The 10,617-nt window shown below is 58.5% G+C and carries 9 protein-coding genes and 1 pseudogene; 3 read left to right on the plus strand and 7 right to left on the minus strand.

Annotation, left to right across the window (positions count from 1 at the left end; genetic code table 11):
• Positions 1-37: 37 nt before the first annotated feature.
• The 6 genes and pseudogenes from ACVWXF_RS05525 to ACVWXF_RS05550 form a co-directional block, all read right to left on the minus strand.
• Positions 38-796 (minus strand): sensor histidine kinase, encoded by a 759-nt coding sequence (locus ACVWXF_RS05525; RefSeq protein ID WP_414343700.1) that lies wholly within the window; start codon positions 794-796, stop codon positions 38-40.
• Between the two features lie 109 nt (positions 797-905).
• The gene (locus tag ACVWXF_RS05530) at positions 906-2,357 is read right to left on the minus strand and encodes a sensor histidine kinase (RefSeq protein ID WP_457473864.1); all 1,452 of its coding nucleotides are present in this window, start codon (positions 2,355-2,357) and stop codon (positions 906-908) included.
• 73 nt (positions 2,358-2,430) lie between these two features.
• Positions 2,431-2,647, minus strand: a pseudogene (locus ACVWXF_RS05535) (hypothetical protein); the annotation flags it as partial.
• Between the two features lie 185 nt (positions 2,648-2,832).
• Complete coding sequence (locus ACVWXF_RS05540) at positions 2,833-3,819, minus strand: pentapeptide repeat-containing protein (protein ID WP_457473865.1); 987 nt, start codon at positions 3,817-3,819, stop codon at positions 2,833-2,835.
• A 140-nt stretch (positions 3,820-3,959) separates the two neighbouring features.
• Positions 3,960-5,519 (minus strand): hypothetical protein, encoded by a 1,560-nt coding sequence (locus ACVWXF_RS05545; RefSeq protein ID WP_457473866.1) that lies wholly within the window; start codon positions 5,517-5,519, stop codon positions 3,960-3,962.
• Positions 5,520-5,675: 156 nt separating this feature from the next.
• Positions 5,676-6,593, minus strand: a complete 918-nt coding sequence (locus ACVWXF_RS05550) for a CoB--CoM heterodisulfide reductase iron-sulfur subunit B family protein (protein WP_457473867.1) — start codon at positions 6,591-6,593, stop codon at positions 5,676-5,678.
• 319 nt (positions 6,594-6,912) lie between these two features.
• Between ACVWXF_RS05550 and ACVWXF_RS05555 the strand changes: the two genes are divergently transcribed.
• On the plus strand, positions 6,913-7,665 hold the full coding sequence (locus ACVWXF_RS05555) for a hypothetical protein (protein WP_414350784.1): 753 nt from the start codon (positions 6,913-6,915) through the stop codon (positions 7,663-7,665).
• Positions 7,666-7,837: 172 nt separating this feature from the next.
• Positions 7,838-8,587 carry a YebC/PmpR family DNA-binding transcriptional regulator gene (locus ACVWXF_RS05560; protein ID WP_011432973.1) on the plus strand — a complete coding sequence of 250 codons (750 nt, stop codon included), beginning with the start codon at positions 7,838-7,840 and terminating at the stop codon, positions 8,585-8,587.
• A gap of 53 nt (positions 8,588-8,640) precedes the next feature.
• On the opposite strand, the gene ACVWXF_RS05565 is transcribed toward ACVWXF_RS05560, so the two are convergent.
• The gene (locus tag ACVWXF_RS05565) at positions 8,641-8,952 is read right to left on the minus strand and encodes a YbjQ family protein (protein ID WP_414388900.1); all 312 of its coding nucleotides are present in this window, start codon (positions 8,950-8,952) and stop codon (positions 8,641-8,643) included.
• 407 nt (positions 8,953-9,359) lie between these two features.
• On the opposite strand from ACVWXF_RS05565, the gene rbsK reads away from it, so the two are divergent.
• Positions 9,360-10,277 carry a ribokinase gene (gene rbsK, locus ACVWXF_RS05570; protein ID WP_457473868.1) on the plus strand — a complete coding sequence of 306 codons (918 nt, stop codon included), beginning with the start codon at positions 9,360-9,362 and terminating at the stop codon, positions 10,275-10,277.
• The last annotated feature ends 340 nt before the right edge of the window (positions 10,278-10,617 follow it).

A 10,617-nucleotide genomic window follows, 5' to 3' on the forward strand; every position in this document is an offset into this window, starting at 1 on the left:
GCGGCACCTGCCATCCCATATCTCTACAATCTTCCTACTAACCTGTGGGCAATCTCAGGCGAAAACAGGAGCCTTGGGGGGAGCTTTCCACCTGGAGATCTCCGCCCATCCGGGTGGCCAGGTCGCGGCTGATGGCCAACCCCAGCCCCTGCCCTGGCTTAGAAAGATCTGCCCGAAAAAAGGGATCGAAGATCCGCTCCAGGTTCTCAGGGTGGATGCCGGGGCCGTTGTCGCAGACGGCAACGAACACTTCCCATTGCGAAGCAGTTGAGGGATCTTCACCCAGCTCCACCTTCAGCCGGATCTCACCTGGGGGCGGGGTGTACTTGCAGGCGTTGTCGATCAGGTTATCAAGCACCTGGCGCAGGGCGCGCGGATCGGCTTGTACAGGGGGTAGGGAAGGGGGCAGGACGGCTTGAAAGTGGTGTCCCTGGGTTTCGGCCAAGGCTTGATAGATGGGGATCCACTCCCGCAGCAGGTCGGCCAAGGAGAGGGGCTGAAGCTGGAGGGGGGCCGGGATCCCGTCCAAACGCTCGAACTCCGCCAGCAGCTCCTGCAAATGCTTGCACTCCTGTTCAATGCTCAGGCCAATCCAGTGGTTGCGATCCTCGGGGGGCAAGCGTTTTTGCAATAACTTGGCCAGCGTGCTCAGGGCGGTGAGAGGATTGCGCATTTCGTGAAGCAAAGTGGAAAGCTGCTGGGCAGAAAGAGTGACCCCCTTAACCTTGGGTTCTCCGGCTCCGCAGACGGGTTCAGGCTCTGGATGGTGTTCAGCAACTTTTCTGGCTCTCGGCATGGATCCAATCTCTAGACTCTCCCGGCGCTGGCAGATCGATCCTAGCCCTACCTCCCCTGCAATCCGCCATATCAATCCTGAGACGCTATCGGGATCCCAACCGGGTGGCTTATAGCTGGCGGGGCAGGTAGATGTTGAGAATTTCCCCCCGACGGGCGCGATGGCGCACGGTGAGGTAGCCCCCCAAGGCGCGGAACAGAGTTTGGGTGACGGGAAGGCTGAGGCTCACTGCACCGGTATCCGGCTGCACGACCAACAACTGCCCAATCGCCTGAGGGGATTTGGGCTCTGAGGCAACAGTGGCGTCGCTGCCCTCAGGTGTGTTGACCTGAAACTGGAGTTTGACCAGCTCCCCTGCGCTGACCAACTGGGCGCGAATGTGGCTGCCAGCCGGCGTGCTGCGGGCAATGCGGTCGACCATGCCAAACAGCACCGCTTCCAGCGCCTTGGGATCGCTGACCACATCCGGCAGCTCATCGGGAATCTCCAACTCCAGTTGGGATCCCCGCCGTTCCACCTGCTCCTGCCAGCGAGGCAGGTTTTGCCGCACCAAGTCCACCAGCGCAATGGGCTCTAGCTGAAGCCGACGCCCCTCCTGTGGGGTAGCAGCGGGCATCACCGTTTCTGTAGCCTGGAAAAACAGCCCAAAGCGGTTGATTTGCTCGGTACATTCGCGGTCAATTTTCTCCACGTATTCCCGTACCCGCGACGGCAGATCGTGCCGCTTCAGGATGAGACTAACCAAGGTGCGGATGGTGCTGAGGGGCGTCTGGATCTCGTGGATGAGAGCCCGCAACAGTTCTGCCTCCGAAAGGCTGTTCTGTTGGCCTTGACCGGCGGGCTGGCCATGGGAAGGAGGAGACCGCCGCTTCTGCCAATCTTCTGGTCGGGTTGTGGGCGTAGGGGAGTTCTCGGCTCTGGCGGGGGGTAAGCGAGCGGGCGGGGATCCCGACTCGGCCAGGTTTCCCAGCAGAAGAAGGCTGCTGAAGCGGGCCAGCACCCGCACATGAGGCTCCATGAGGGGATGGTGCTTGATCAGCTCCTGCCAGAAGGGCAAGCGATCCGGCCTACCCTGTTGAACCCGCTGCTCTAGGATCTGCCAAGCCCGATGCACCACTTCCGGCTCAAAAGACACCATCATCCCCCTCTGCCGCGTGTGGGGGTGATGCCCTTGGGCGGCCACCGCCGAAAAAACAGGGGTGAGCACCAGCAAAAAAGGCTCCTCCACCAGGGGATCCTGCGGCAGGAGAGGGATCACCGTCTGGCCAGGGGTCAGAATCGACTCAGGGGACAAGTCAGGGGTAAACAGCCAGGGATCTTCACGGGCCAGCTCCCGCAGCTTCAGGTTCGGTTCTGGAGCGTCAATAGGCGACGGCAGTTGAGGCAGCGGATCCCGAACCACCCAGGGGGGCCACCAAGACACCGGCCCACCGATCACCACCCCAAACTGTCCAACTTCTTGCCATAGCTGGAGCAGGGCTGCCACCGTCTGCTGCCAGGAGCGCTCTCCTGCCCCCGGCAACCATTCCGGCAAGGGCAGATCGGCCCACAAAGCTTCCATCAAGGACAGAAATCGGCGGCTGTTCACGGATCTGATACATTTACGCTGAACACTGCTGAACATCACTGTTCAACTATGCAGCGATAGCATTCTGTTTGTTTCCATTCGCGTTAGCGGGACGGAGTCCAAACAGAATGGCGGTATCCCGCAAAGCTTTGAGTAGAATACCCAAAGCGCAGTTTCCGTGTCGTCTTACTACCAATTTTCTGCTTTGCTTTGGCTACCATGTTGGCAGACTCGAAAGTAAACAGAAAGATCAACTGGTAGTAATCCGTACTGAACATAATTATACATTATTTTCAGTATAGTTGAGCTTATTATTGACTAGAGTCATGCTCTTTGACCCATCCTTCCCTTGTAGGGTAGCGGTTGTGGCCCCTCTGGGGCAGGGGAAAACCTCACCTTTTCCGGGGCGGATCCCCGTCTCACTCAGGGACAAGAATCCTCGTCCTCATACGGTAGCGAGTCTGTCCAATCAGCCTACCCGTCCATCCGGCAGAGTTGCCCCGCGCAAATTGGCCCCGCTGAGGTTGGCTGTGCTCAGATCGGCTCGGGTTAGGATTGCCTCGCCGAGATCGGCATTTTCCAGATTGGTGCGGCCCAAATAGGCGTCCACCAGGTTGGCATACCGCAAATCGGCCCCGGCCAGATTGGCCCGACTGAGATCCGTCCGCGCCAGTTTGGCCGAGCACAAAGAACTCGCGGAAAGATCGGCCCCGGCCAGATCTGCCTCGCTTAAGTTGGCCTCTGTCAAATTCACCTGGCGAAGTATCGCCTCCTTCAAGTTGGCCCGCGCCATCTGCACCCCTTGCAGGTCTGCCCCCAAAAAAGAAACCCCCCTCAGGTCGGTCTCTCTCAGGATGGCTCCCTGCAAACGGGCTTGCTGCAGGCTGGCCCCTTGCAAGTTGGCCTTGATCAAACTGGCCTCTTTTAGGTTGGCCCCGCTCAGGTCGGCCCGTGTCAAATCCGCTCCCGACAGGTTGGCTCCGCTGAGATCGGCGCGGCTAAGATTGGCGTTGCGCAATACCGCTCCCCGGCGGCTATCGAAACGGAGATTAGCCCCCCGCAAGCAAGCTCCCCCCAAGTTGGCACTGGTGAGGTTGGCCCAACGCAAATCCGCATCCAGCAGGTTGGCATCGATCAACAGAGCCAGCGTCAGGTTGGCCCCATGCAAATCTGCTCCTTGTAGGGTGGCGCCGTGCAACTGGGCATCTCTGAGATCCGCCTCGCTCAAGTCCGCCTGGCTGAGGTTGGCCCCACCAAGGTTAGCCCCGACGAGGTTGGCCTTCTGCAGCTTGGCCCGCCCCAAGAAGGCGAAGATCAAATTGGCACTGTGCAGGTTTGCTTGGGAGAGATCCACCCCGATCAAATCGGCCCGGCTCAGGTCAAGGGCGGCCAGGTTCTCGCCGGCAAAGTTGATCCGTCCTGCCCGGTAAAGCCGAAGCAGATCCTTGGCATCCATAGAAGAGAGGGGAGAGCTCAGAGAAGTGAGAGAGGAGCTGCACTGGTGGTTATTCTAGATAAGGATCCGGGCGTTTCCCCAGCACTCTGCGCAGCTGATCGCCAGTGTTGAACGGGATCCCCAAACAGCGGATTTGAGCTTCAAACCAGCCCGAACAGACGGCGCTCTGCCTCCTCCATGCGATCCAAGAAAGCAGCAAATTTGGTGGAGATCTCCCCCACTTCCTGCAAAAAGGCGCGTAGTGTTTGGTACTTGAGAACCAAGGCTTCCTCTAGGGTGCAGGCTTGAAACTGCTCATCCAACGCCTTGCCCAACTCGCTCAGGGCCTGTTCGATAGCAGTTTTGACAGAGCCGACGCTGCGCCGCACCAAACGCATCACCTCCTGCTCCAACTGCGGCTTTTGCTGGGCCAGCTCGCTGCTGGCCAACACCTGTCTTAGGGAAGCATAGGGATCCGCCAGCTCAGCGGGCATTTCGGTAACCGCCTCCGGCAGAGCCTGTTTTGCATTGCTGACGCGCAGGGGCTGCACCAAGCGCCACTCCGATTGTTCTAGCTTTTTCAAGATCCCCATGAACATTGCGGCGGATCCCTCGACATCCCTCAAGAAGCCGCGCAGCACCTGGTGTTTGAGGGTCAGATATTGGACGGGATCCTCATCCTGTAGCCCTTCGTCCAGGGCGTTGCCCAACTCGCTTAGGGTGTTCTCGATGGCAACCATCAAGGATCCGGCGCTGTGATGGAGCAGTTGGCGGCAGGACTCTGGGATCTCCTGTCGCAGGTCAGAAGAGGGGCCGGGTGGTGTTGCCGGGGTCGCAAAAGCCGAAAGCTCTGCAGGCTCTTCCTCATCCTCTGGGATCCCAGCGTCAATCCAAGTCATGGGGCTGGCCAGGGACTCTGCCTCGCCCGCGCGAGCGGCATCTTCGGTATTCAGCCAATCCAGATTGGCGGAGAGAGGCTCAGCAGCCAATCCTCCGCCGGGGAGGGTCGCTGGGGGCACGTCAACGTAAAGAGGCTTCAGCATCTGCAGCACAGCATTGGCGGCTTGGCCATCCTGATCCGGCTCCTGCAACTGCTGCACCGCCTCCTTCAGCCGGGCTTCCAGTTCTTGGGGGGAGGCGCAGGCATCGTAGAGGGCTCTGAGCAGCTCGTCCAGGCTGTAGCGCCGCAGGGCCGCCAACCCCTGCAGAGTAGGCTCTACTTTGTGGTACAAAGCCGTGAACAGAACCAGCTTGGCCCGCAAAGGGCTGGTTTGCCGCATCACCCCTGCCCGCAACTCGAAGGGATCGTAGTCTTGCTTTTGCAGTCGTGGGCTTCCATACTCCAAGGACAAGATAGGCGAGGGTGCGGCCCAAGCTGATGGCTCCTTGGGCGAGGGCATGAGTGGGCTAGAGGGATCCGCTTGGGGCTGTTGATACAGGGGCTGTAGCTTGCTTAGCAGCATCTTGGCGATGCGAGCATACTCGGCTTTTTTGTTGATGCGGCTGATGGCCTCTCGAAAGCGCTGGCCCAAAGCATCAAGGGTAGCGTGCTGGCGGCAGAGCTGCTCCAGCAGAGCTTTCAGGTCTATTTGGTTCAACTTGCTGATATCGCTTTCCCAAGTGCTGGTGCAGGCAAAGTAAACCAGCTTTTTCACTCGGTCTGCGTACCCGCCCTGCTGCACTTCTTGCACAACAAGGCCAAAGGGATCCGAGACAACCATAGGGAGCTGCTAAGCAGGAGTAGGTGGATCTAAGCTTACGAGGATCTTTGCGGTTTTTGAACAAGGACGGGTACCTTGCTGGGCAGAATAACACATCCTTCCCAGGCAGAACCCACCTGATGTTTGCCCAGGGATCCCCCAGCCATCAAGTGGGATTTAGCGGCCTATTTTTTGCAGGGCTCTTTCCACCTGTACTACATGGCGGTTCAGTCCCAAGTTTTCCACTGGGATCCCCAGGGCCAGGCCCACCAATTGTGGCAAATGCAGGATCGGGATCCCCAGCTTGCGCCCGATCACCTGTTCCACCTCCGGCTGCCGAGAGTCCAAGTTGAGGTGACATAGAGGACAGGGGGTAACCAAACAATCGGCTCCCGCCTCTATTGCCTCTACGAGATGCCGGCCTGCCATCGAGAAAGACTGCTGTGGGGCGTAGCTGGAAATGGGCCAACCGCAACACTGGGTGCGCCCGCGATACCAAACGGGGGTGGCCCCCAAACGCTCGAAGAGATCCTCCATCAAACGGGGATCCCGCGCCACATCAAAGCGGGAGATGTCGTAGGCCCGCAACAGATAACACCCGTAGAAGGCAGCGCAGCGCAGTCCCAGGAGAGGCCGTTTGACCTGTTGGGCCAATCGCTCCAGGCCGTAGTCATGAACCAGCACCCACAGCAAATGGCGCACATCGCCTGTGCCCTGGTAGCAGCTCTCGCAGCCTCCTTTCTGGCACAGGGCCTGCACCTGGTGAAAGTACTCTGGATTCGCGGTTTTCGCAGCTTTTAACTTTTCATTCACGCGGCCCAGCACTCCCTGACAGGTGCTGCAGTGGGTGAGCATCGGCAGCCCCAGCGCTTCCGCCAAAGCCAGGTTGCGGGCATTCACCGTATCTTCCAGCAGCTCCGATTCTTCTTTGAAGGTGCCCGAACCACAGCAAGAAGCAGCCTCCAGCTCCACCAGTTCAATGCCCAGATGCCGCGCAATCTGGTCGGTGGAGTCGTACAGCTCACGACAGGCCCCCTGGGCCACACAGCCGGGGTAGTAGGCGTAGCGCAAAGGTGAAGGAACAACCGCGGTCATGAGAAGACGTGAGAAGAAGAAGAGAATTGGGTTTGCGATCTCAACGGTAATAACAATCCATGGATCCATTGCCCACACAGCAGAGCACTGGCCTGCCTGCAGAGCGGGAACCCAGAGCCTAAGATCCTACACCCATGCGCTGCCACAGCACATCCGTTGCTGCCCAGGACAGGGAGTTTGTCAAAGCTTCCCTATTTATCTGCCCCTATTTTGAAACCATTCGGAGCCGATACCCTATTTTTCTCCCTGCCTAGTGCCTCCCTAGCCGATGTCGGGTAGATTTGGCGGTAGCCATCGCTGAGGAATCGGTCAACGCCTTATGAACAGCCCGATCCAGGATCGCGATTTCCCCTTTTCACCCCGCTCTAAGCAGGGCAGTCTGGGTTGGAGCCTTCCTCTAAAAGGTTGGGGATTTGGCTTGTTTTTCGGATCCCTAGTTTGGGCAGGATGGGCAAGTCAACTCCAGCTATGGGCCCAGCCGGTCGAACAGCAACCTCAGGAAGAAGTCCTTGTGCCGGGGCGCAATCTCGATCCTGGGGCGCAAATCCGGGTGCGTAACGAGCTGGTCAAGATCTGTGGGGACTATCGTTGCGAAGGCTATCGCTTTTCGGTACGGGTACCGATCAGCCCTGAAGACACCCTGGAAACTCTGCTGGGGCGGCTGGATACGGAGATGCTGCGGGAGGTGGATCGGGTGTTTCAAACTCGGCCCGATTTGAATCGAGTCATTGTCGATGGCTACGTCTTTTCGGGTACTCCCGCTTTTGTCAGCCGGGAAGTGCTGCTGCAAACAATGTTTGTGCCTCGTCACCGTTGGGAAGTGGGCCGCTTTGGGCCAGAGCAAGATGCGATTTTCTATGCCGAGCTGTTGGGACAGGTGACGCCCTTTCTAACTCCATCCCCAACCCCCACGCCTACACCTGGGCCTGTGCCTGGAGAAGGTGTGCCCCCTCTGCCCCCGCCTCCTGGGGAAACTCCTCCCATAGAGGCAACGCCTACCCCTCAAGAAACCCCAGCCCCTCCGCCTCCGCCCCAAGGGGATGTGATCCAGCGGCAGCCGATTCAGCCCTGATGGGTTTGTTGGGTAGCTGAGTCTGGGTTGTGAAGGATCCTCAGGATCCCTTGTTTTGTGACCAGGCCAGTGCCCTCCCAGTTGTCGCGGGGTTGAGTCCTGAGCCGAGGTGATCTAGGCTTCAAAAGTGGAGGGATCCCTCCAATTCATTGCTTGACTGGTGTGTGGCGGCATGGCAGGACACAGCAAGTGGGCCAACATTAAACGGCAAAAGGCCCGTGTAGATGCCAAAAAGGGCAGCCTCTTTACCAAACTCTCGCGGGCCATCATCGTGGCAGCTCGCAACGGCTTGCCAGATCCGGATGGGAATTTTCAGTTGCGGGCGGCAGTGGAGAAAGCCAAAGCAGCGGGGATGCCCAGCGAAAACATTGAACGAGCCATTGCCAAGGGAGCCGGCAACTGGAGCGACGACAGCCCCCTGGAAGAAGTTCGCTACGAGGGCTACGGCCCCGGTGGGGTGGCTGTGTTGATCGAGGCCATGACCGACAACCGCAACCGCACGGCTGCCGAGGTGCGAGAAGCCTTCAGCAAAACCGGCGGCAGCTTGGGAGAAGCCGGCTGCGTGAGCTGGCTGTTCCGGCAAAAAGGGGTGATCAGCCTGGAGGAGGTGTTGGATCCCGAAGCCCTGTTGCTGGCGGTGGCGGAAGCGGGAGGAGACGACTTCAAGGTGGAAGGCACAGGAGCAGAGGTGTACTGCGACTACTCTTTGCTGGAGCAGGTGGCCACCTACCTGAAAAAAGAGGGCTACCCAGTGCAAGATGCGGCCATCCGCTGGATCCCATCCACTGAGGTGCATGTGGAGGATCCCGATACGGCCAAGTCAGTGCTTGCCCTGATGGAGCGTCTCGACAACCTAGACGATGTGCAGAATGTCTACGCCAATTTCGAGATCGACGAGGCGGTGATGGAAAGCCTGGCCTGAGAACAGGCTGCCATCATCTTCCGAGAAAGGGAAACCTTCAACAGAAGCATCCGTCAGCGGAGCTTAACGGCGGTGCCGGTGGCGGTAACGAGGATCATTGTCGTGCTCATGTTGGTATGAATGCTAACGCCTAGGATGCCATTTGCTCCCAAACGTTTGGCTCGCTGCTCCAACTCTTCCAAAACCTTTTTCTGGGCATTCTCGAAAACTTCTTCATAGGTTCTTGTGCGTCCCCCGATGATGTTGCGGAGGGTAGCAAGGAAGTCCCGTAGAACATTGGTGCCATAAACTACCTCGGCGGTAACAATGCCCAAGTAACGCTCAACCTCTCTACCTTGGAGCACGTCTGTAGTGGTCAGCAACATCAGCTTGCTTCCTGGGTCAACACCCACCAAGATAGTCGGGATCCTCAACCTTTGGAATCGGGTTCTTGCCCTGTGTTTTCAGCAGAGTGGCGATATGTCGAAGGGCGACCAATCCCTACAGATAACCGTTCCACAACGCATAGTCATTTATCTCACCGTTGAGGCGAAACAAACGACCGGTTGCTTCCTGCTAAGGCCTCCGGCCCGCTAGCGCGATCAGTTGAAATAGATGGTAATAAAAACCACGACTGCTATCAGCCCTTGCCGCGTGGTAGGGCGCTCAAGGGGATCCCTGGCTAAGACCGGCGGCTGATACAATAGCTGCCCAGGGATCCAAACCAAACCAGGGATCCAAACCAAAGATCTCTAGATCTCTGCTTTTCCAACAGGATTTCCCCACAAGCCCGATGGCAGGCCCGATCCGAGTGGTGGGTAGCTTGAACATGGATTTGGTGGTGCAGGTGCCCCATCATCCCGGCCCTGGGGAAACGGTGCTGGGATCCGACTACGCCACCTACCCTGGCGGCAAGGGGGCCAACCAAGCGGTGGCAGCGGCACGGGCGGGAGCCCAGGTGGAGATGTGGGGGGCAGTGGGATCTGACAGCTTTGGCCGCCTGCTGAAAGAGAACCTGGAGCAGAACGGCGTCGATACCCACCACCTGCGGGAGCTGGAAGGGCCCAGCGGCATCGCTCTGATCACTGTGGATCCAGCAGGGCAAAACCGGATTGTGGTCAGCCCCGGCGCTAACGGTCGCTACACCCCCGCCCAGCTGCCTCCTTGGACGCCGGCAGCGATGGTTCTGCTGCAACTGGAAATCCCCCTGGCCACGGTGCAGGCGGTGGCAGAGCAAGCCTTTGCCCAAGGGATCCCGATTTTGCTCAACCCTGCGCCCATCGTGCCATTGCCAGGATCCCTGTTGCGCCAGGTTCGCTACTTGGTGCTCAACGAAACCGAAGCGGCTGCCCTTGCCCAATCCCCTGTGGAGACGCCGGAACAGGCCCAAAAGGTGGCTCAAGAACTGCAGAAACACGGGATCCCAGCCGTTATCCTTACCTTGGGAGGGGCAGGGCTGGTCTGGGCAGATGGGGAAGAAAGTGGCCATTGGCCAGCTCATCCTGTGGAAGTGGTGGATACCACCGCTGCCGGAGATGGGTTTTGTGGGGCCTTAGCTGCTTGTTTGGCTGCCGGGGGATCCCTGAGGGAAGCCCTGCGTTTTGCCAATGCCGCCGCTGCTTTGGCCGTAACCCGTGCGGGAGCCCAACCTAGCTTGCCCCAGCGCTCTGAGATTGAGGCATTTTTGGCCTCTGCCGTAGAAACAGCATAGACTGCTGCTTATCAAAAGTTTTCGACGTCTGCGGTGGAGAAGTTCATTGGCCGTTTGCGTGAGCGCTATGGGGAAACCGCAACCTCCACAGGACAGAGCGGGGCCAAATCCTTTTTCCGAGCTGCTACTCATAGCCGGCGGAGGGGATCCCTTGCTCCTTTTGAGTACTGCTCAATAGTGCCTTGCCTTCCCTTGTGGGTGTTTTTAGAGTTAGGAAGTGAAAAGAAAGTATTCGGTAATTCTGATACAGCCTTTTAATTTAAAATAGGGTACAGGTATTCAAGAGGAAGGAGAGAAAGGAATGCCGACTCATTCTTTGGATTTGCGGCAAAGAGTTGTA

The sequence above is a fragment of the Thermostichus sp. MS-CIW-40 genome, assembly GCF_054058315.1.